19 protein-coding genes are annotated in these 20,428 nt (G+C 33.0%); 10 read left to right on the top strand and 9 right to left on the bottom strand.

All coding sequences use genetic code 11. The features are described from left to right. Positions 1-181: 181 nt before the first annotated feature. Together rpsA and OS188_RS10185 are read right to left on the bottom strand one after the other, a co-directional pair. The gene (gene rpsA / locus OS188_RS10190) at positions 182-2,038 is read right to left on the bottom strand and encodes a 30S ribosomal protein S1 (protein WP_267148735.1); all 1,857 of its coding nucleotides are present in this window, start codon (positions 2,036-2,038) and stop codon (positions 182-184) included. A gap of 227 nt (positions 2,039-2,265) precedes the next feature. Continuing rightward, positions 2,266-2,421, bottom strand: coding sequence for a (d)CMP kinase (locus tag OS188_RS10185; protein ID WP_323370454.1), 156 nt, complete (start codon positions 2,419-2,421; stop codon positions 2,266-2,268). A 96-nt stretch (positions 2,422-2,517) separates the two neighbouring features. On the opposite strand from OS188_RS10185, the gene OS188_RS10180 reads away from it, so the two are divergent. Then, complete coding sequence (locus OS188_RS10180) at positions 2,518-3,117, top strand: hypothetical protein (protein ID WP_267148734.1); 600 nt, start codon at positions 2,518-2,520, stop codon at positions 3,115-3,117. A 41-nt stretch (positions 3,118-3,158) separates the two neighbouring features. On the opposite strand, the gene cmk is transcribed toward OS188_RS10180, so the two are convergent. From cmk to lon, 3 genes are all read right to left on the bottom strand, one after another. Then, positions 3,159-3,863 carry a (d)CMP kinase gene (gene cmk, locus OS188_RS10175; RefSeq protein ID WP_267148733.1) on the bottom strand — a complete coding sequence of 235 codons (705 nt, stop codon included), beginning with the start codon at positions 3,861-3,863 and terminating at the stop codon, positions 3,159-3,161. Between the two features lie 109 nt (positions 3,864-3,972). Further along, positions 3,973-4,992 (bottom strand): type IX secretion system protein PorQ, encoded by a 1,020-nt coding sequence (porQ, locus tag OS188_RS10170; protein ID WP_267148732.1) that lies wholly within the window; start codon positions 4,990-4,992, stop codon positions 3,973-3,975. 118 nt (positions 4,993-5,110) lie between these two features. Continuing rightward, positions 5,111-7,561 (bottom strand): endopeptidase La, encoded by a 2,451-nt coding sequence (lon, locus tag OS188_RS10165; protein WP_267148731.1) that lies wholly within the window; start codon positions 7,559-7,561, stop codon positions 5,111-5,113. A gap of 293 nt (positions 7,562-7,854) precedes the next feature. Between lon and OS188_RS10160 the strand changes: the two genes are divergently transcribed. From OS188_RS10160 to OS188_RS10145, 4 genes are read left to right on the top strand one after another with little or no spacing between them, the layout of a single operon-like run. Continuing rightward, the gene (locus OS188_RS10160; protein WP_267148730.1) at positions 7,855-8,415 is read left to right on the top strand and encodes an RNA polymerase sigma factor; all 561 of its coding nucleotides are present in this window, start codon (positions 7,855-7,857) and stop codon (positions 8,413-8,415) included. Positions 8,416-8,444: 29 nt separating this feature from the next. Then, the gene (locus OS188_RS10155; protein WP_267148729.1) at positions 8,445-9,008 is read left to right on the top strand and encodes a hypothetical protein; all 564 of its coding nucleotides are present in this window, start codon (positions 8,445-8,447) and stop codon (positions 9,006-9,008) included. Beyond that, positions 8,986-10,092 carry a DUF4097 family beta strand repeat-containing protein gene (locus tag OS188_RS10150; RefSeq protein ID WP_267148728.1) on the top strand — a complete coding sequence of 369 codons (1,107 nt, stop codon included), beginning with the start codon at positions 8,986-8,988 and terminating at the stop codon, positions 10,090-10,092. Before OS188_RS10155 ends, OS188_RS10150 begins: the two co-directional genes overlap by 23 nt. A 45-nt stretch (positions 10,093-10,137) precedes the next feature. Then, complete coding sequence (locus OS188_RS10145) at positions 10,138-10,851, top strand: head GIN domain-containing protein (protein ID WP_267148727.1); 714 nt, start codon at positions 10,138-10,140, stop codon at positions 10,849-10,851. Positions 10,852-10,919: 68 nt separating this feature from the next. Here OS188_RS10145 and OS188_RS10140 read toward each other — a convergent pair whose 3' ends face one another. From OS188_RS10140 to OS188_RS10130, 3 genes are all read right to left on the bottom strand, one after another. Further along, entirely contained in the window at positions 10,920-11,927 is a 1,008-nt protein-coding gene (locus tag OS188_RS10140) for a hypothetical protein (RefSeq protein WP_267148726.1), read from the bottom strand. Positions 11,928-11,957: 30 nt separating this feature from the next. Further along, positions 11,958-13,256 carry an MFS transporter gene (locus tag OS188_RS10135; RefSeq protein WP_267148725.1) on the bottom strand — a complete coding sequence of 433 codons (1,299 nt, stop codon included), beginning with the start codon at positions 13,254-13,256 and terminating at the stop codon, positions 11,958-11,960. A gap of 79 nt (positions 13,257-13,335) precedes the next feature. Then, on the bottom strand, positions 13,336-14,166 hold the full coding sequence (locus OS188_RS10130; RefSeq protein ID WP_267148724.1) for a M48 family metallopeptidase: 831 nt from the start codon (positions 14,164-14,166) through the stop codon (positions 13,336-13,338). Positions 14,167-14,318: 152 nt separating this feature from the next. On the opposite strand from OS188_RS10130, the gene msrB reads away from it, so the two are divergent. Together msrB and lpdA are read left to right on the top strand one after the other, a co-directional pair. Then, positions 14,319-14,795, top strand: coding sequence for a peptide-methionine (R)-S-oxide reductase MsrB (gene msrB, locus OS188_RS10125; RefSeq protein WP_267148723.1), 477 nt, complete (start codon positions 14,319-14,321; stop codon positions 14,793-14,795). A 301-nt stretch (positions 14,796-15,096) separates the two neighbouring features. Further along, positions 15,097-16,473 (top strand): dihydrolipoyl dehydrogenase, encoded by a 1,377-nt coding sequence (gene lpdA / locus OS188_RS10120; RefSeq protein WP_267148722.1) that lies wholly within the window; start codon positions 15,097-15,099, stop codon positions 16,471-16,473. Between the two features lie 96 nt (positions 16,474-16,569). Here the strand turns inward: lpdA and aroQ are convergent, their stop codons facing one another. After that, positions 16,570-16,995 carry a type II 3-dehydroquinate dehydratase gene (aroQ, locus tag OS188_RS10115; protein WP_267148721.1) on the bottom strand — a complete coding sequence of 142 codons (426 nt, stop codon included), beginning with the start codon at positions 16,993-16,995 and terminating at the stop codon, positions 16,570-16,572. A 124-nt stretch (positions 16,996-17,119) separates the two neighbouring features. Between aroQ and OS188_RS10110 the strand changes: the two genes are divergently transcribed. From OS188_RS10110 to OS188_RS10100, 3 genes are all read left to right on the top strand, one after another. Then, positions 17,120-18,157, top strand: coding sequence for a M28 family peptidase (locus OS188_RS10110; RefSeq protein WP_267148720.1), 1,038 nt, complete (start codon positions 17,120-17,122; stop codon positions 18,155-18,157). A gap of 92 nt (positions 18,158-18,249) precedes the next feature. Continuing rightward, positions 18,250-19,818 carry a M28 family peptidase gene (locus OS188_RS10105; protein ID WP_267148719.1) on the top strand — a complete coding sequence of 523 codons (1,569 nt, stop codon included), beginning with the start codon at positions 18,250-18,252 and terminating at the stop codon, positions 19,816-19,818. Positions 19,819-19,994: 176 nt separating this feature from the next. Further along, a complete protein-coding gene (locus OS188_RS10100) occupies positions 19,995-20,348 on the top strand; it encodes a hypothetical protein (RefSeq protein ID WP_267148718.1) in 354 nt (117 codons plus the stop codon). Positions 20,349-20,428: the final 80 nt, after the last annotated feature.

Raw genomic sequence — 20,428 nt, 5'->3', positions numbered from 1 at the left:
ATCTCTTAAAAAGCATTTAGATAATAATCTTCCACGTTTTATATATGTTTGAATTTATAAAAAACGAACCTTTTAATTGATTAAAAAGAAGATTTAAAACGCACATAACTTATAGAGTTTTGCTATAAAAAAAGCCTTCATAGTTAAATGAAGGCTTTAGTATTATAATATGAATGAGAGATTATTTCTTCCCGTCCATTTTATCTTTAAGAGCTTGTAAAGCATCGTTAGCGTCACCTAATGTAGGTTTTGCTTCGGCTGCCTGAGACTCTTGTTTCTTAACAGCGGCTTTTACATTAGCAGCTTCTTCTTCTCTAAAAATAGCAGTATGAGAAGCAACTACACGTTTAAACTCTTTATTAAATTCAATGATTTTGAATTCTGCAGTATCTCCTTTACCAAGTTTCTTTCCATCTTCTTTTTCAAGGTGACGAGAAGGAACAAAAGCAACGATATCTTCGTTAAATTCAATAGTTGCACCTTTATCTACAACATCAGCAATTTCTGCAGTGTGAACTGTATTTAAAGCGAACTCAGTTTCGTATTTATCCCAAGGATTTTCTGTAGTTTGTTTGTGACCTAAACTTAATTTACGTCCTTCTACATCTAATTCTAGAACTACTACGTCTAATGTATCTCCTACATTACAGAACTCACTTGGATGCTTAATTTTCTTAGTCCAAGATAAATCAGAGATATAAATTAATCCGTCGATACCTTCTTCTAATTCAACAAAAACACCAAAGTTTGTGAAGTTACGTACAATTCCTGAATGTTTAGAACCTACAGGATATTTAGAAGTAATGTCTGTCCATGGATCTTGAGTTAATTGCTTAATTCCAAGAGACATTTTACGATCTTCTCTATCTAAAGTTAAGATTTGAGCTTCAACTTCGTCTCCTACAGATACGAAATCTTGAGCTGAACGTAAATGTGTAGACCATGACATTTCTGATACGTGAATTAAACCTTCAACACCATCAGCTACTTCAATAAATGCACCGTAATCTGCAATTACAACAACTTTTCCTTTTACTTTGTCTCCAACTTTAATGTCTTCGCCAAGAGCATCCCAAGGATGTTTGCTTAATTGTTTTAGACCTAATTGGATTCTAGATTTATCTTCATCAAAATCAAGAATAACTACGTTTAATTTTTGATCTAACTCAACAATCTCGTTTGGATGGTTAATTCTAGACCAAGAAAGATCTGTAATATGGATTAATCCATCTACACCTCCAAGATCAATAAACACACCGTAAGAAGTAATGTTTTTAACAACACCTTCTAAAACTTGTCCTTTTTCTAACTGACCAATAATTTCTTTCTTTTGTTCTTCGATATCAGCTTCGATAAGAGCTTTATGAGAAACAACAACGTTTTTAAATTCATGGTTAATTTTAACCACTTTAAATTCCATTGTTTTGTTAACGTACTGATCGTAATCTCTAATTGGCTTCACGTCAATTTGAGAACCTGGTAAGAATGCTTCAATTCCGAAAACATCTACAATCATACCTCCTTTAGTTCTACACTTAACAAAACCATTAACGATTTCACCATTATCATGTGCAGCGTTAACACGATCCCAAGCTTTAATTACACGAGCTTTTCTGTGAGATAATATTAATTGTCCTGTTGCGTCTTCACGAACATCAATTAATACTTCTACTTTATCTCCTACTTTTAAGTTTGGATTGTAACGAAATTCGTTTAAAGAAATAACTCCTTCAGATTTTGCGTTGATGTCAATAATTGCATCACGATCTGTAATATGAATAACTTCTCCTTCAACAACTTCATCATCTAAAGTGTCAACGAAATTTTCAGCTACTAATTTTTCAAATTCTTTTAATTGAGAATCTTCAACTTCATCAATACCTTCTTGGTAATTGTGCCAGTTAAAATCTTCTAAGAATTTTTCTGGGTTTTTTTGAGCTTCAGATACTTCTGGAGCTTCTACTGTTTGAGTTTCAGTTGCTTCAACTGCTTTTGCTTCAGTTGCTTCAACCTCTGCTTTTTTTGCTTTTTCAGCCATTTAAGTAAATTAATAATGCTTTTACAAACTTTGCTCTTTATAGATATTGTAAAGACATTATGTTTTGTATTCTGTGATGTTTACAGAAAATTTAAGCAAATAACACACAGAAGTGTTAATTTAAATTTGTTTCGTTCCCTTCTAATTTCTGTCTCTTCGCTAAAAGGAGTGCAAAATTAACGATTTTGATTAAAATAACCTAATGTATTTTTCTAAAAATTAAAGCTTTAGTCTATTTCTTTCTGCTTTGTTTCAACTAGTTGTAGTATTTTGTTGAATTGTTGGTCTAAATATAAACTGGAATTATCTATTTCTATGGCATCTTCTGCTTTCTTTAATGGAGAATCTTTTCTATTAGAATATATAAAATCGCGTTCTTCTATCTATTAAGACTATAAGCTTTATGTTTATTACTTTTTATTTTGATGACATTTTTTATTGTTTTCGATATAGGTTTATAACCAATATAATTAAACTATATGAAAACTTTAAAATTATTTGTAGTATGCCTATTATTTTTATCTATTTGTTCCTGCAGTAAAGACGATGACTCTAACGAAGACGACATAAAACAACAAGTTGAAAACTTTGTAACTCCAGAGTTAATCCAAACACTACAAGAATTAGGCTTTAATTTTAATGACGGAGAAGACACACCCAATATTGAAGGTAGATTTTATTACGATCCCAACGAATTAGCAGCTAGTAATGTACCAAATGATAACCCTATTGGGTCAGTTTTTATAAGCTTAGAAGTTGAATTTTCTGAACTAAAACCAGAACAACGGCAATTTACCTTGAAAACAAAGGAAGGTACAAATAGCCAGTCTGAAGCTGTTACCAACACGTTCTACTCTGGAATTGGTAATAAATTCTCAGCTTATGCAAAACTAGATGTATCTACTGAAGGAGGAGTTATTACAATATTATATGCGTTTTCAGGCACCATTATGGAAAATGGAATTACCAACGCACAAGAAGCACTAATTATGCTAGATGATAATGGTGTTGATGGTGTAATTGAAAACACACAAGGAAGGCTATTTAAGGACTCAGATGACTTAGCTGAACGACAATAAGATATAGTTTACAGAACATTCAACCTACAGGTAGTACATAGTTAATTATCTGTAGTTGATTTTTCAATTTTTTCCACCGATAAAGCTATTAGGGTTTCTAACTGTCCTTCAATAGTTAAATCTGAATTATCAATCTCAATAGCATCTTTTGCTTTTACTAAAGGAGAATCTTTTCTATGTGAGTCAACATAGTCGCGTTCTTCTACATTTTTTAAAACATCTTCTAAAGTAACATCCTCTCCTTTTTCTATAAGTTCTTGGTATCTTCTATTGGCTCGTGTTTCTGCCGAAGCAGTCATAAAAATCTTTAGTTCAGCATCTGGAAAAACAACGGTTCCAATGTCTCTTCCATCCATAACAATTCCTTTGTTTTTTCCTAATTCATGCTGTTGTTTAACCAACAGTCTTCTCACTTCTGAAACTTTGGCAACCTGACTAACGAAACTAGAAACTTCAAGGGTTCTAATTTCTTTTTCAACATTAACTCCATTTAAGTAAACTTCAGAAAAACCAACTTCTGGATTGAATTTAAAGCTGATTTCAAGCCTATCTAATTGATTTATTAAGGCCATTTTATCAAACTGATCTTCATTTATATAACCTTTTTGCATTGCAAACCAAGTAACTGCACGATACATGGCACCAGAGTCCACATAAACATATCCTAAATGTTTTGCTAATTGTTTAGCGACCGTACTTTTTCCGGTTGAAGAAAACCCGTCGATTGCAATAGTAATTTTATTCATGTGTCATGTTTGAAGTGGCGAAATTACTGAAAAATAGCTAAGCTAAGAAAAGAAATATTTTATGTGAATTCTTATTTAACGTAAAGCTCTCTTAACTATTAGCTTTTATCTATCTTAAATCTAATTGCAAACCAAAAAAGTTAGCATTTCCAGCACTGGTATATCTGGCATGTGTAAAGCTAAAACGCAGCTTATTTAGTCTTAGTCCAAATCCTGCCGAAATTCCCGAAAAATTTCTTTGATCCAATATTTTAAGCTCCTGTCCTCTTCTAAAGTTATAACCTAATCTAATATTAAAAATGCCGTCTGGAAAAATTTCGGCTCCAACAATGGTATGGTTTAATACATTTGTAAAAAAGCCAACTTCTTCTTGAGTTTGATTACCTTCTAAATCTGTTTCTGCTCGTGCAGGATTGGATACGGCAATAGGCCATTTCTGTAAATTTTCAAAAGTTAAGTGCCAACGGATGGGAACATGTTCTAAGGTTTGCGACATTCCGAAAGCTATTTCTAAAGGTAAGGGCTCGTTTAATCCAGCATAGGTAGTAATTTGCATTCCCGCATTTCTTACAACTAAAGTTGCTTGAAATTCTAAATCCTCATTTATATAAATAAATCCAGCATCTAAAGCTGCTCCAAAAGAATTATACTGTTCTAATTTAGAAGTTATTAATTTAATATTTCCTCCTACATAAAAATTAGAATACCCCAATTGTGTGGCATAACCAAAGGATAATGCTGCTTCGTTTCCTGTAAACGAACCTGTAGAATTCCCATTTTCATCGTACCCATCAAAACTTCCATAGTTAATATAATTTACACCCATATGGAAAGTCTGTGTTCTTCTGTCCAAAGTATAGGCATAGGCTGCTGTACCATAACTAATACCTCCTAAATAACTGGTGTAATTTAAAGCTAATTGATTGTCCATTTCTACATTTATAGTAGCAGGATTGGTTAGACCTTGAGTAACATCGTAATCGATATTAGTAAATACTTTACCCCCTAAAGCAGCTTGACGAGGAGACGACACTAAGTTAAGAAATTGATAAGTGGTTTCGCCTCCAACTTGAGCAGAAACAAAAGTGCTGGCGAGCATAATAAAAATTATCGTAATTTTCTTAAACATACATGTGTTTCGTAAGAAGGTCTATCCTAAAACGGTTGCAAGTATAATTTATTTTTAAATGATAAAAAAAACCTCGAATATAATTTCGAGGTTTTGTTTCTTTTTAAGGGCAACCGACTTAAAGTTTCTTCGCATTAACCACTTTTTGATTGGTAATGGCAATTTTTATGACATCACTCATATCCGAAACATAATGAAACGTTAAGCCTTTTAAATATTCCGGTTTAATTTCTTCTATATCTCTTCTATTGTCTTCGCAAAGTAGAATCTCTTTAATTCTAGCACGCTTAGCTGCCAATATTTTTTCTTTAATTCCTCCAACAGGAAGTACTTTTCCTCTTAAAGTAATTTCTCCAGTCATGGCGAGGCTCTTTTTTACTTTCTTTTGTGTAAATAAAGATACTAAAGACGTGAGCATAGTAACACCGGCACTTGGACCATCTTTTGGTGTTGCACCTTCTGGCACGTGAATATGCACATTGTATTTCTCAAACACATCTGGATCTAAATCCAATTCTGAAGCATTGGCTTTTATATATTCCATGGCAATAGTAGCAGACTCTTTCATAACCTTTCCAAGGTTTCCAGTAACTGTTAAATTACCTTTCCCTTTAGATAATATCGATTCTATAAATAAGATATCTCCTCCTACTCTAGTCCAGGCCAGACCTGTAACTACTCCAGCTACATTATTGTTTTCGTATTTATCGCGTTCTAATTTTGGACCACCCAGAACCTCTATAATATCTTCATTAGAAATTTTAATATTATATGTTTCTTCCATAGCTATATTTTTAGCCGCATAACGTACCATTTTAGCTATTTGCTTTTCTAAACCACGAACTCCAGATTCTCTGGTATAACCTTCAACTATTTTCTCTAATTGAGGTTTTGCTATTTTTAAATCTTTATCAGATAATCCGTGCTCTACTAATTGTTTTGGAAGTAAATGACGTTTTGCAATTTCTACTTTCTCTTCAATGGTATATCCTGTAACATTAATTATTTCCATTCTATCCAACAAAGCAGGTTGAATAGTTGAAAGACTATTACAAGTGGCAATAAACATAACTTTAGACAAGTCGTAACCCATTTCTAAGAAGTTATCATGAAATTCGCTATTTTGCTCTGGATCTAAAACCTCCAGCATGGCTGAAGATGGATCTCCTTGATGAGAGCTTGAAAGCTTATCTATCTCGTCTAAAACAAAAACCGGATTAGAAGTTCCTGCTTTTTTTAAGTTTTGAATAATACGTCCCGGCATAGCACCAATATAAGTCTTTCTATGACCTCTAATTTCAGCTTCATCTCTTAAACCTCCCAAGGACATACGTACATATTCTCTCCCTAAAGCTTCGGCAACAGACTTCCCTAAAGAAGTTTTTCCAACTCCTGGAGGTCCGTAAAGACAGATAATTGGCGATTTCATATCGTTCCGTAATTTAACGACAGCTAAATGCTCAATAATTCTTTGTTTTACATCGTCCAATCCGTAATGATCTCTATCTAATATACGTTTAGCACGTTTTAAATCGAATTTATCTTTACTGTATTCATTCCATGGTAAGTCTAAAAATAAGTCCAAATAATTACGCTGGATAGAATATTCTGCAACCTGAGGATTCATACGTTGCATCTTTGCAGCTTCTTTATCAAAATGTTCTGCAACTTTTTTACTCCATTTCTTAGATTTGGCACGAACTTTCATTTCATCCAATTCCTCATCATGACTTACTCCACCTAATTCTTCCTGAATAGTTTTCATTTGTTGGTGAAGAAAATACTCACGTTGTTGCTGGTTCATGTCGCTTTGAACCTTTAACTGAATATCGTTTTTAAGTTCCAATTTCTGAAACTCAACATTCATATATTTTAAAGTAGCTAAAGCTCTTTCTTTTAAATCGTTTATCTCTAATAATGATTGCTTTTCTTTTACAGAAAGATTCATATTAGAAGACACAAAATTTATTAAAAACGAGTTGCTTTCAATGTTTTTAATTGCAAAAGAAGCCTCACTTGGAATATTTGGACTGTCTTTAATAATTCGAAGTGCTAAATCTTTAATAGATTCAATAATAGCGTCGAACTCCTTATTGTTTTTTGCTGGTCTTGCCTCAGGAACCTCACGAATAGTTGCATTCATGTATGGTTCTTCTGTAATAACTTCGGCTATTTTAAATCTTTTCTTTCCTTGAATAATTACGGTAGTATTACCATCAGGCATTTTTAAAACTCGTAAAATTCGTGCAACTGTTCCTGTTTCATTGATGTCTTTGGCTGTAGGATCTTCAACTTGCTCGTCCTTTTGAGCTACAACACCAATAACTTTACTGCCTTTGTTAGCATCGTCTATCAATTTAATAGATTTGTCTCTGCCAGCAGTAATAGGAATAACTACTCCAGGAAATAAAACCGTATTTCTTAAAGATAAAATAGGGAGTGTTTCTGGTAACTTTTCGTTTGATATTTCTTCTTCGTCCTCGGGAGTCATTAAAGGAATTAATTCTGAATTTTCATCAAACTCCTGAAATGACAAACTGTCAAGGTTAAATAAATCTCTTTTCTTCATATTTTTTATTAGGTCATTCTGTCATTAATCAACTTAAAAACAAAATGTATATCTTATTTTATATTTTTCAATTTCACGCTAAAACACTTATCATTAGCCTTTTGGCTATTAAAAAGGATTTTATCTACTTCTAAAAGTCCAATTAATATGCCATACTCTAAATGGCCTTTAAAACTTTTAACATTCCAAGTTAATCTACAAAACTTATCATTTTTAAAAAAAATTAAAATATTTTTATAAAAACTGTAACAGTTTTACTTTAACATCCTCTTTATAATAACAAACTGTATTATTTGTCTCTAACCCATCAAAATATAGAACAGCTCATTGCGCTGTGCAAATCTGGAAACCAGCTTGCGCAGTTGGAGATTTATAACAGGTATTACAAAGCCATGTTTAATGCGGCTTACAGAATTGTAAAAGATCGTTTTGAAGCAGAAGACGTTATGCAAGAAGCTTTTCTCCTAGCTTTTACAAAACTTGAAAGTTTAAAAGATGAAGCCACTTTTGGGGCATGGTTAAAACGAATTGTTATTAATAATAGCCTACATCATTATAAAAAAAACAACAAATATGAAATCAGCTCTTTTGATGATGTGAAATATAAAATTGAAAGTGAAGATCAAGGAGTTTCAACAGACTACGAGTTTACTAATTTGAAAGCAAAACAAGTACTTGAAACCTTAAATTCTTTAAAGGAAAATTACAGAATTACGCTAACATTACACTTAATTGAAGGATATGATTATGAAGAAATAGGAGCTATTTTAAACATAAGTTATGCCAATTGTAGAACCACAATATCGAGAGCTAAAGAAAGTTTAAGACAAAAATTAGTGGCGCTTAACATTTAGTTAAAATAATAATAATAATAATAATAATTATGAACAAGGATAAAATTGACAAACTGTTTGATGATTTAAAAGACGGATTTGATGTTGAAGAACCAAATTCTGGACATAGTAAACGTTTTTTAGATAAACTGAACGCCCAGAAAACCTCCAAAGTTTCAAAAGTTTCTAAACGCATTCAGCTTTGGAAACCTATGGCTGGAATTGCAGCAACACTACTTTTAGTTTTAACTTTGGTTCTTGCTAACAAGCCTCAAAACAAAGTTCGAGACCTGGCAAGTGTGTCTCCAGAAATGGAAAAAACCCAAAGTTTCTTTACAAGTACAATTTCTGAAGAGTTAAAAAAACTAGAAAGTAAATCGAATCCAGAAACTAAGGTGCTAATTAATGATGCATTAATTCAAATTAAAAAACTAGAAATAAATTATGAAAATCTAAAGATAGATTTAACTAAAAGCGGAGATGATAGTCGTGTAATTTTTGCCATGATAAAAAACTTTCAAAACCGAATAGATATTTTACAAAACACTTTAGAACATATAGAAAATATTAAAAACTTAAACCGTATAAGTAATGAAAGCAATTCAAACATATAAATTTTTCTCGCTTTTTTTTCTAATCCCAATTCTCAATTTTGCGATAACAGATTCTGTGGGTCCTTCATTCTTGAGAGAAAAACATACCAAGGAGAAGGTTATTAAAAAATCGTTTAACGTAGCTTCAAACGCCACATTAAAGATAGATAATAGTTATGGGAATTTAGATATTGTTTCTTGGAATGAAGACAGAATTGAAATTGTGGTTACCATTACCACAAAAGGAAATGATGAGGAAAAGGTACAACGTAAATTAGATGATATTTATGTAGACTTCTATGGCTCTAGCAATCTGGTTTCTGCAAAAACCATTTTTAATAAAAGTAGATCGAATTCTTGGTGGAGCTGGGGAGGAAGCAATAATGTCAATATGAGTATTAATTATGTCGTAAAACTACCTATTACCAATTCTATTGATTTAAGTAACGATTACGGCAGCATTAATGTAGGGAAACTGGAAGGACAAGCAATAATAAAGTGCGATTATGGAAAAATTACAACCAAAGAACTTATGGCAGATAACAACAGAATTAGTTTTGACTATACTTCCAACTGTTATTTTGAATACATTAAAAGTGGTGAAATAAATGCCGATTATAGTGGGTTTACTTTAGCAAAAGCAAAAAATATTAAACTAAATGCCGATTATACATCTTCAATTATTGAAACCGTTGAAAACATTAATTATGTATGCGATTATGGATCTGTTAAGATAAATAGAGCCAATAATATTCAAGGAAATGGCGATTATTTAACCGTTGTTATTGGCGATGTTTATAAAAACGTAAGTCTAGATGCCGATTATGGCTCTATAAAAATTGGAAAGATGACTTCCAATGCCGGAAATATTAATATTGATTCGGATTATACGGGAATAAAAATCGGTCATGCATCAGACTATCATTTCAATTTCGATATCGAGCTGGAATATGCCTCTTTGAGTGATAGTGGCGACTTTCATTTCAACAAAAAACGCGAAGAATCTGGAGAAAAATACTATTCGGGATATTATGGCTCTTCAAATTCTGGCAATTCAATAAAAATAGAATCCGAATACGGAAGTGTTAGTTTTTATAAGAACTAATTCCAATAGATAATTACTCAAGACTCTAATAATAAATCAAAAATTATGAAAAAAATAATTCTTATCGCAGCTGTGCTTCTATCAACTTATAGTTACGCGCAAAAAATTAAAGGCAACGGAAACCTGACAACCCAAACAAGAACTACAGGAAATTACGACGGTATTAAGTGTTATGGCTCTTTCGACTATATTTTAGTAGCAGGAAACGAAGGAACTATTACCCTGGAAGGTGAAGAAAACCTTTTAGATTATATAATTACTGAAGTAAATGGAAATGATTTAATTGTTAAACAAAAAGACAGAGTAAATCTAAGACCAAGCATGAATAGAACCATAAAAATAACGATTCCTTTTAAAGATATAAGTACTGTATCTTTATCTGGTTCTGGAGATTTATGGAATACTCATACCATTTCTGCAACTAACTTTGAGGCTCATTTAAACGGTTCGGGAGATCTTAGTTTAACCCTTGCTGCAAACACAGTAAAAAGTAGTTTATCTGGTTCTGGAGACTTAACATTAAAAGGACAAACTGATAGTTTAAAAGTTAATGTTTCTGGTTCGGGAGATTTTGAAGGGTCTAAATTAGCATCCAATCATACGGATGTATCTCTGTCAGGATCCGGAGATGCAGAAGTAGTAAGCAACATATCTTTAAAAGCAAGAGTTTCTGGCTCTGGAGACATTGAATATAAAGGAAATCCAACACAAGAAGACACTAGAGTTAGTGGTTCTGGAAGTATAAGTAAAGATGATTAAGATAAGAATTGTGTTTTAATAAAAAACCCGAAGCAAATGCTTCGGGTTTTATTTTATTCTAAAATTATTTAATCAAAATATGAATCGTCTAATGAATAGTCGAATGTTCCATTAATACAGTCAAATGGTCCTGTTTCTTCATTAGTATCTACAAAGTATCTGGTATATTGAAATTCGAAAGTACCACGAATTACGCGAGTTGTTAAATTAAACTCTGTAATAGTAATTGTTCCTCCCTCTAATTCGTAGGCCTGACTGTTTCCATCTCCATTATTATAAATAACATTATAATGTGTATTAACATCGCCAGAACTAGCATGAGCTACAGATGTCTGTAAAGGATAAGTCCCAACTGCCCAATTAGATTGAGGAATATGTAGGTTTATTTCTTTTGTATATTCATTAGGAACAATTTCAGCATAGGTACTATTACCTTGAATTTTAATATAATCATCATCGTTAGCATAACTATAAGTTTCCATGGATATGGCTTTTTGAAACATATTATATCCGTTTGGTTTTAAGTTGTCAAATTGCTCTCCATCAAGGTTTGCTGTCATTAAAGCTTCTCCATCTGTAGTTCCTCCAGTTGTACAATTTAAAGTATCTATTAGAGTTTGTAAACTTCCATCCATATCTCCACAAGCATTGATTTCATTGACTAGGGCTGTTTTATATGCATTACATAGAGCTGTATTATCTGGATCTGCTTGGTATTGGGCCTCGGCAGAAAGTGTTACTAATTGCGCATCTTGACAAGCTGAATCTGAAGGCTCGCAATCTAAAGTGTCTAGTGTTCCTTGTAAGGCTCCATCTGTATCCCCACAAGCAATAATAACACCTTGCAAAGCATTTGCATAAGCCACACATATAGCTTCAAAACCTACATCTTCTGGAGAGGCATTGTTATAATTGGTAGTCGCAGTTATTAAAACTTCAGTAGCTTCTTCGCAAGATCCTACTCCTCCTCCATTATCAATAATTCCTGGATCAATAGGTTCGTTATCACAAGCCGAAAACACAACTAAGAATAATGAAAATGATAAATAAAGAGCTGATTTGAGGTGTTTATTCATAATAAAAAATTTAAATTAGTATTTAATTATTTAATTCTGTCGTTTTTCTGGCACTCGGAATAATAAAATAATGCCCACTAAAAAGAAGACAAACAAAAATAGGATGGCGTTTCGCATACTTCCTGTTACCTGGTCTATGGTTGCAAAAATGATCATTCCAATAACGATTCCTATTTTTTCTGCAACATCATAAAAACTAAAATAAGAGGTTGTATCCTTTGTATCTGGTAAAAACTTAGAATAAGTTGATCTGGCTAAGGCTTGAATTCCTCCCATTACCAAACCTACTACCCCGGCTGTTATATAAAATTGAAAAGGAGTCTCCACAAAATATGCTGCAAAACATAAAGTCATCCATATAATATTTACACTAATAAGCGTTCTAATATTTCCGAATCTTTCAGAAGCTCTAGAAGTTAAAATTGCTCCAAGGATAGCCACTATCTGAATGACTAAAATACTCACAATTAAACCCATTGTCTTTTCGTCGGCATCGGCCCAGGCAATTTCTTCTTCACCAAAATAAACAGCCACCAACATAATGGTTTGCACAGCCATACTAAAAACAAAGAAAGCTCCTAAATATCGTTTTAATCTGAGATCTTCTTTTAACTGATTCCAAACTTGACGCAATTCTTTAAAGCCATTAAGCACAACATTTCTGGTTACCTTTTCGCCATTAGAAACTCCTTTTGGTAATATATAGAAGGTGTATTGTGCAAATAAGATCCACCAAACACCAACCATAACAAAAGACCAACGCATCATTTCCATTTTTGCTTCTCCGGTTTCCTGACTCATTACCATAGCTAAATTAATAAGCAGTAAAATAACACTTCCTATATACCCCAGAGAAAACCCTCTAGCACTAATTCTATCTTGTTGCTCTGGAAATGCAATATCAGGTAAATACGAATTATAGAAAACCAAACTTCCCCAATAACCAATCAATCCCATAAAGTAAAACAGAAGGCTCATATAAATATGTTCTAAGCTAAACCAGTATAGACCAATGCATCCAAGACCTCCCACATAACAGAAAAATTTCATAAAACTTTTCTTATTCCCAACATAATCGGCAATTCCAGATAATAAAGGTGACATAAATGAAACCACAAGAAAGGTAAAAGCAGTGACAAAGGTTATTAAGGCTGTACTTTTAAACTCAAAACCAAAAGCATTTATATGCTTAATCTCACTTAAAAAAAGCGCTGAATAGAAGATAGGAAAAATAGAAGACGCAATAGTTAATGTGTATACTGAGTTTGCCCAATCGTAAAAAGCCCAAGCATTCAGTAGTTTTTTACTTCCTTTTTGAAGTTCTGCCATAGAGTATTTTTAAATAAAAAAAGCTGTTCACAAATTAGAACAGCTTCGAAAATAAGTAAATATTTTAAAATATTCCTTTTTAAAATTTAGTAATTGGTCTAAAACTTGTTATTCCAAACTTTTTGGCTTCAGCTACTGCCATGGGTACTAAAGAAGTAATTTCCTGAATCCTAGTATCGTTAGATGGGTGTGTACTTAGAATTTCTGGAGGAGCTCCACCTCCACTATTTGCTTTCATTCGCTTCCATAATTCGGCAGCCTCACTTGGGTTATAACCTGCAATAGCCATCAAAACCAGGCCTATTTTATCAGCTTCGGTTTCATGACTCCTACTAAAAGGTAACATCACTCCTACTTGAGCTCCAATTCCATAATACTGATTAAAAGCTGCTCTATCATTATCATTTTGAATGGCAATATTTCCAGCCAAGGCCACACCTTGCTGAATATAATCTGCACTCATACGTTGTTGTCCATGGTTTGCCAAAGCATGTGCTACCTCGTGTCCCATAATGGCAGCTACTCCAGTTTCGCTTTCTGCAATTGGAAGAATGCCTGTGTAAAAAACAATTTTACCTCCTGGCATACACCAAGCATTCACCGTTTTATCGTCTATAAGTTTATATTCCCATTGGTAATCTTTTAAATACCCCGAATAACCATTTGCATTCAACCAACGTTCAGCTGCTATAGATATACGTTGCCCAACTCTGGTAATCATTTCAGATTGGGAAGTCCCAGTCACTACTTTGCTTTCCTTAAGCACTTGATCGTACTGCTGAAAAGCTGTTGGAAATAATTGCGAATTTGGCACCAATGCCATAGTTTGTTTTCCAGTAAATGGATTTGTGGAACAAGCCGAAACGACTAACAACAAAACCAAGATACCTAACATCTTTTTTAATCTCATTTTTAATTTTTTAACTGAATTTAAAATTACAAAAATCATTCCTTTATAAAAAACAGGGATAATTTTGTTTAAACAATTTTACTATTTAGATTGTAAAGTTAAGAATAGTTTCACGACTGAAAGTGTATCAATCCATAATAAATTTAATCCAAATGAAAATATTTATAAGTTTCCTTTTAGTAATAAGCATGCAAAGTTGTATGGGTCAAGAAAATAAAAAAACGACCACTAAAAACTCATTTAAAGTGACTAAAACAAAAGCCGAATGGAAACAGGAATTAAGTCCTCAAGCCTATTATGTTTTACGAGAATCTGGTACTGAAAGAGCATTTTCTAGTCCTTTAGATAAAAACTATGATGAAGGTGTTTACGTATGTGCTGCCTGCAAAACTCCTTTGTATAAAAGTGAAAACAAATTCGATTCTGGAACCGGATGGCCAAGTTTTGATAGAGTTATCTCTGGAAATGTGGCTTTCTCGAAAGAAGGAAACGGTTATATGGGTATTGAAGAGCATTGCGCCACTTGTGGCGGACATTTAGGTCATGTGTTTAACGATGGTCCTAAAGAAACTACGGGAAAAAGACATTGTATAAATGGGGTGGCATTAGAGTTTATTCCTAAATCTTAACCCGAAATTAATTATCCCTAAACTAGGACTAACTTTTTAAATATAGTTATAGTCTAGAAATACTTCAAAAAAGACAAAAACTCAGTGAATATTTAAGAGAGTGCTTTTCTACAGATTTACTTTTAAGTTGCAAATTGATACAAAACCAAATCGAATCCTACTTGTTTCTTCATTAAATCCGGCTAAATTCCAATAATTAAAGAGCCAAACATCTTTTTAAAATTTTTAGAAAACATCATTTGTTATATGAAATATACTTTTTGTACCTTCGTAACTTCAAAAAACGACTAAAAAATATACGATGAGTAAATACGATATTATTGTTCTTGGAAGTGGTCCTGGTGGCTACGTGACTGCTATTAGAGCATCTCAGCTAGGTTTTAAAACAGCTGTAATTGAAAAAGAAAGTCTTGGTGGAGTGTGTTTAAATTGGGGATGTATTCCAACAAAAGCACTTTTAAAATCTGCTCAAGTTTTTGAATATTTAAAACATGCTGACGATTATGGCCTGTCTGTAAAAGAATTTGATAAAGATTTTGATGCAGTCGTAAAACGCAGTCGTAATGTTGCTGGAGGCATGAGTAAAGGCGTTCAGTTTTTAATGAAAAAGAACAAAATTGACGTAATTGAAGGGTTTGGTAAACTAAAACCTGGAAAGAAAGTTGATGTGGACGGTAAAGAATACAGTGCAGACCATATTATAATAGCTACTGGTGCGCGTTCTAGAGAATTACCAAGCTTACCTCAAGATGGAAAAAAGGTAATTGGTTACAGAGAAGCTATGACTTTGTCTGAACAACCAAAGAAAATGATAGTAGTAGGTTCTGGAGCCATTGGTGTGGAATTTGCTTATTTCTACAATTCTATGGGAACGGATGTAACTATAGTAGAATATTTACCAAATATAGTTCCTGTTGAAGATATTGACGTTTCTAAGCAATTAGAAAAAAGCTTTAAGAAAAGTGGAATAAAAATTATGACTTCTGCCGAAGTAACTAAAGTAGATACTTCTGGAAACGGAGTAAAAGCAACAGTTAAAACCTCTAAAGGAGAAGAAGTTCTTGAAGCTGATATTATTTTATCTGCCGTTGGAATTAAATCGAACATTGAAAATATTGGTTTAGAAGATGTGGGAATTGCTGTAGATAGAGATAAAATCTTAGTAAACAATTACTACCAAACTAATATTCCTGGATATTATGCCATTGGAGATGTTGCTCCTGGACAAGCATTAGCTCACGTAGCTTCTGCTGAAGGAATTTTATGTGTTGAAAAAATTGCTGGACAACATGTTGAAGCCTTAGACTACGGAAACATTCCTGGTTGTACTTACGCTTCTCCTGAAATTGCCAGTGTTGGTTTAACCGAAAAACAGGCGAAAGAAAAAGGATACGAAATTAAAGTTGGAAAATTCCCATTCTCGGCTTCTGGAAAAGCAAGTGCTTCTGGCGCAAAAGATGGATTTGTAAAAGTTATTTTCGATGCTAAATATGGCGAATGGTTAGGCTGCCACATGATTGGTGCTGGAGTTACAGATATGATTGCCGAAGCTGTTTTAGGTAGAAAATTAGAAACTACCGGACACGAAGTTTTAAAAGCTGTCCATCCACATCCAACCATGAGTGAAGCTGTTATGGAAGCTGTTGCAGATGCTTACGGCGAAGTAATTCACCTATAGAAAAACAAAATTGAGTAAGTATATAATTAAAAAGTTCCGAAATTTTCGGAACTTTTTTTATGGACTATAATGAAATCTATTTTCTTATTTAAAGACTTACAACGGACTTAAAAAACTCTGTAAAGCCAATTCATAACTCTGTAGGCCAAAACCAACAATAACACCTTTGGCATACGGAGCAACATAAGACTGATGTCTAAATTCCTCGCGTTCAAATGTGTTGGAAATATGCACTTCAACCACAGCTGTTTCAATGGCTGCCACTGTATCACCTATTCCCACAGAAGTATGTGTATAAGCGGCCGCATTTAAAATAATCCCATAATAAGAATAACCAACCTCTTGAAGTTTATCGATAATTTCACCTTCAATATTCGATTGAAAATGTTCTAATTCTATTTGTGGATAGCTTGCTTTAATAGTTTCAAAAAACTCATTAAAGGTCTGACTTCCATAAATTTGAGGCTCACGCTTTCCTAATAAATTTAGATTTGGCCCGTTAATAATGATGATTTTTTTCATCTGTAATTCTAGATTTTGGATTTAAGTAAAGATAGTAAAAAAGCGCTCACATGCTACAAAAACAAGATAAGCACTTCCTTTTATCAACTTTTTTTCTTTTATTTGATATATAAGCTACCTATTTATGAAATTATTCCTAATTGCCTCTATCTTCACTATGGTTGGCTCCTGCGCTACAACTAAGTACAGTACAAAAATTCAAACCCTTAAAGACAATATAAAAATAACCGATAGCACCACTATTATTCAATATGCTAACACTATAAAAGCTTCAGAGTTAAAAGACTTATTATACGCCTTTGCTGGGCCAGAATTCGAAGGCCGTGGCACAGGTGAAAAAGGACAAAAAGATGCTGCTAATTTCTTAAAAACCTATTATCAAAAGGAAGACATCTCCTCTCCTATTAACGATTCTGTGTACTACCAATGCATTCCAGAAACTTACTTTTCTAAAGATATAAATGCCACAGAAAATGTTTTAGCCTTTATTAAAGGAGTAGAAAAACCAGAAGAGGTGCTAATTATTTCTGCTCATTACGATCATCTTGGAGTAAAAGACAGTCTGGTTTATTTTGGAGCAGACGATAATGGTTCAGGAACTGCTGCCCTATTAGAAATTGCTCAAGCTTTTAAACAAGCAGAAACAGAAGGCTTTTCCCCAAAACGCTCTGTTCTGTTTATGCATCTTACTGCCGAAGAAATTGGCCTTGAAGGTTCCCGTTTCTATACAGAAAACCCTGTTTTTCCTCTAAATGAAACTATTGCCAATTTAAATATAGACATGGTTGGAAGAGTTGATAAAACTCATAAAGACAATCCCAATTATCTGTATTTAATTGGAGCAGATAGATTGAGTAAGGAGCTACATCTTTTATCTGAAAAAGTAAATGAAACTTTCTATAATCTTACTTTAGATTATAAGTATAATGACGAAGACGATGTCAATAAATATTACTCCAGAAGCGATCATTTTAATTTTGCTAAACACAATATTCCAGTTATTTTTTACTTTAATGGAGTGCACGAAGACTATCATAAATCAACGGATACAGCAGAAAAAATAAATTATGAATTATTAGAAAAAAGAGCCAAATTAATATTTGCTACAGCTTGGCAGCTAGCCAACAGACAAAATAGACTTTTTTTAAACGAAAGCATGTAAAATCAAGTCTGCAGCTGTTAAAATTTCTTAAAATGAGCCTAACAACGAACTTTGTTTGGCTATTTTTGTTTTTATAACTAAAACTTACATCTATGAAAAAAGTGTTTTTAATGGTTTGCTGCGTGGGATTATTATTTTCCTGTGGTAGTCAAAAAGCCGAAACTACAAACCCAACTTCTACAGTACAAACCACCACTCCATTGGACGTTAGCAAATATGGAGCAACAATCACTTCTGCCGAATTAAAAGAAGATTTATACATTTTTGCTTCAGACGAATTTGCCGGAAGAGGAACTGGTGAGGAAGGAGAGAAGAAAGCTGTTAAATTCTTAAAAGATCATTATGTAGCCTTAGATGTTCCTTCTGCTCTTCCTAATAATAACTATTTTCAAGAAGTTCCTTTAGAAAAATCAGCTGCACCAAATGTTACTCTTAATGTAAATAACAAATCGTTTACTTCAATTGAAGATTTTGTATCTGTTACCTCTGTACAAGACGGAACTTTAAATACGTCTGAAGTGGTATATGCTGGTTACGGAATTGAAGACGAAGCTTACTCGAGTTATGAAAATTTAGACGTAAAAGGAAAAGTGGTTCTAATCCGCTCTGGCGAACCAAAAAATACAGATGGTAATTTTTTAATTACAGGTACAAGCAATGCGTCAAAATGGTCTAACGCTTCTCAAGCATATAGAGCAAAACGCGATGCTGCCAAAGAACTTGGTGCTAAGGCTGTATTCTTTTACTATCCAGAAATTTATACGATGGCTGCTGCAAGATTTGGCGGTTCTAGTGGGTCTTTTTCTTTAAGAGAAAACAACGAAGACATGTATTACTTTCTAATCAATACAGATTTAGCAAAAACCTTATTGCCTAATATTGAAACTACCGTAGATAGTCAAGTAATTGATATGCCAATTCAAATGACTTATAAAAGTAATTCTACTCAAATAGTAGGGGAAAATGTAGCTGCTATTATAAAAGGTTCTGAAAAACCAGAGGAAATTATTGTTATTTCTGCTCATTTAGATCACGAAGGTGTTAAAAATGGTGAAATTTATAATGGTGCAGACGACGATGGTTCTGGATCTGTTGCGCTTATTCAAATAGCCAAAGCTTTTAAAGCTGCACAAAAAGACGGGCATGGCCCAAAACGTTCTATCCTGTTTTTACATGTTACTGGTGAAGAAAAAGGACTTTTAGGTTCGCGTTATTATACAGATTTTGACCCAATTTTTCCATTAGAAAATACAGTGGCAAATTTAAATATTGACATGATTGGACGTGTAGATCCTAAACATGAAGATAAAAACAATAATTACTTATATCTAATTGGAGCCGATAAACTGAGTACAGAATTACACGAAATTTCTGAAGCTGCAAATAAGAAATACACAAACATTGAATTTGATTACACCTATAACGATGATAACGACCCAAACCGTTTCTATTATAGAAGTGATCACTATAACTTTGCTAAAAACAATATTCCAGTTATCTTTTATTTTAATGGTACGCATGCAGATTACCATAAACCATCAGATACGCCGGATAAAATTAGATACGATTTGTTAGAAAACAGAACCAGACTTATATTTTATACTGCCTGGGAATTAGCTAATAGAGACCAAAGAATTGTGGTTGATAAAGCCAATGAATAACTAATATAAAAATTAAATTTAAAAAAGCTTTCCACACTTGGAAAGCTTTTTTTATATCCTGCTTCTAATATTTTTTTGACCTTAAATAGATAAAGAAATGTTAAAGCTTCATAAAAAGCATTTTATGTAACTCTTGTTACAAACTAATACTACAAAGACTTCTATATTTGTTCTTAATGCAAAACATAAAGCCATATATAGCCCTAATTCTTTTAACCGTATTCTTAACAAAGAATACTTTGGTTGATGCAAAGCTATTGGTGTCCTTCATGTCTAGCAACGACATTACTTTTGTAAATCCGTTTTGCAAAAAAACACAAGCAAAAAATTCTGAAAATCAACATTTTGTTTCACAAGACTCTCAAACAACTGTAATTCCATTTTCTACTTTTTGCACCCCTCAGTTTCACTTTGAAACACTAATAACAGATATTCCGTTTAAAAATCAATTTTATCCGGATACTAATTTCATATCCCCAAAAACTTACCAGGTTTTTAAAGAACCTAATTTCCCTCCTCCAAAAGTTTAATTTTTTATCGGTTTTACATTTTTCTTGTTTTCACAAAGACTTCGCAACTTTATATGTCTTTGGCTAAAACATTATGCCTA

Source organism: Xanthomarina sp. F1114, assembly GCF_026410255.1.
In the GTDB taxonomy this organism is placed as follows: Bacteria; Bacteroidota; Bacteroidia; order Flavobacteriales; family Flavobacteriaceae; genus Xanthomarina.
Note: the sequence above shows the minus strand (reverse complement) of the source record. Positions and strands in the feature narration are given on the sequence as shown.

Coding starts and splice junctions, on each gene's coding strand:
- rpsA (WP_267148735.1), bottom strand. CDS start 2,038: ATGGCTGAAAAAGCAAAAAAAGCAGAGGTTGAAGCAACTGAAGCAAAA.
- OS188_RS10180 (WP_267148734.1), top strand. CDS start 2,518: ATGAAAACTTTAAAATTATTTGTAGTATGCCTATTATTTTTATCTATT.
- cmk (WP_267148733.1), bottom strand. CDS start 3,863: ATGAATAAAATTACTATTGCAATCGACGGGTTTTCTTCAACCGGAAAA.
- porQ (WP_267148732.1), bottom strand. CDS start 4,992: ATGTTTAAGAAAATTACGATAATTTTTATTATGCTCGCCAGCACTTTT.
- lon (WP_267148731.1), bottom strand. CDS start 7,561: ATGAAGAAAAGAGATTTATTTAACCTTGACAGTTTGTCATTTCAGGAG.
- OS188_RS10155 (WP_267148729.1), top strand. CDS start 8,445: ATGAACAAGGATAAAATTGACAAACTGTTTGATGATTTAAAAGACGGA.
- OS188_RS10150 (WP_267148728.1), top strand. CDS start 8,986: ATGAAAGCAATTCAAACATATAAATTTTTCTCGCTTTTTTTTCTAATC.
- OS188_RS10145 (WP_267148727.1), top strand. CDS start 10,138: ATGAAAAAAATAATTCTTATCGCAGCTGTGCTTCTATCAACTTATAGT.
- OS188_RS10140 (WP_267148726.1), bottom strand. CDS start 11,927: ATGAATAAACACCTCAAATCAGCTCTTTATTTATCATTTTCATTATTC.
- OS188_RS10135 (WP_267148725.1), bottom strand. CDS start 13,256: ATGGCAGAACTTCAAAAAGGAAGTAAAAAACTACTGAATGCTTGGGCT.
- OS188_RS10130 (WP_267148724.1), bottom strand. CDS start 14,166: ATGAGATTAAAAAAGATGTTAGGTATCTTGGTTTTGTTGTTAGTCGTT.
- msrB (WP_267148723.1), top strand. CDS start 14,319: ATGAAAATATTTATAAGTTTCCTTTTAGTAATAAGCATGCAAAGTTGT.
- lpdA (WP_267148722.1), top strand. CDS start 15,097: ATGAGTAAATACGATATTATTGTTCTTGGAAGTGGTCCTGGTGGCTAC.
- aroQ (WP_267148721.1), bottom strand. CDS start 16,995: ATGAAAAAAATCATCATTATTAACGGGCCAAATCTAAATTTATTAGGA.
- OS188_RS10110 (WP_267148720.1), top strand. CDS start 17,120: ATGAAATTATTCCTAATTGCCTCTATCTTCACTATGGTTGGCTCCTGC.
- OS188_RS10105 (WP_267148719.1), top strand. CDS start 18,250: ATGAAAAAAGTGTTTTTAATGGTTTGCTGCGTGGGATTATTATTTTCC.
- OS188_RS10100 (WP_267148718.1), top strand. CDS start 19,995: ATGCAAAACATAAAGCCATATATAGCCCTAATTCTTTTAACCGTATTC.